Here is a 368-nt window from a genome sequence, read left to right as displayed (position 1 = left end):
CACCGGCGTCGCGATGCCCACCGTGTCAAAGGTGCTGAAGATCCTGACACGGGGCGGTGTGGTGGCGTCGCTGCGCGGCACGAATGGCGGTTACCTGCTGCCGCGGCCGCCCGAGCGGATCACGCTGGCGGAGGTGATCGCCGCGGTCGACGGCCCGATTGGGATGACCGAATGCAGCACGCAGCCTGGTTTGTGCATCCAGGAGGCGGCGTGCGCGGTGCGCGCCAACTGGCAGAAGGTCAATCGCGTGATCTACGAGGCGTTACAGCAGGTCACGCTGGCGGACATGGCGGGACCGACTTTGCGCGCGGTCGATATCAGCGCGATCCGCGCGCGCAGCATTCCCAGCCGCCGCGCGGGTGCGACGT

1 protein-coding gene is annotated in these 368 nt (G+C 68.8%); it reads left to right on the top strand.

From position 1 onward, the window contains the following. Positions 1 to 368: SUF system Fe-S cluster assembly regulator (locus P0D89_RS54270; protein ID WP_408371586.1), on the top strand; the 368-nt coding region annotated here is incomplete at both ends.

Source organism: Paraburkholderia sp. RL18-085-BIA-A (assembly GCF_046027075.1).
Lineage (GTDB): Bacteria > Pseudomonadota > Gammaproteobacteria > Burkholderiales > Burkholderiaceae > Paraburkholderia.
Note: the sequence above shows the minus strand (reverse complement) of the source record. Positions and strands in the feature narration are given on the sequence as shown.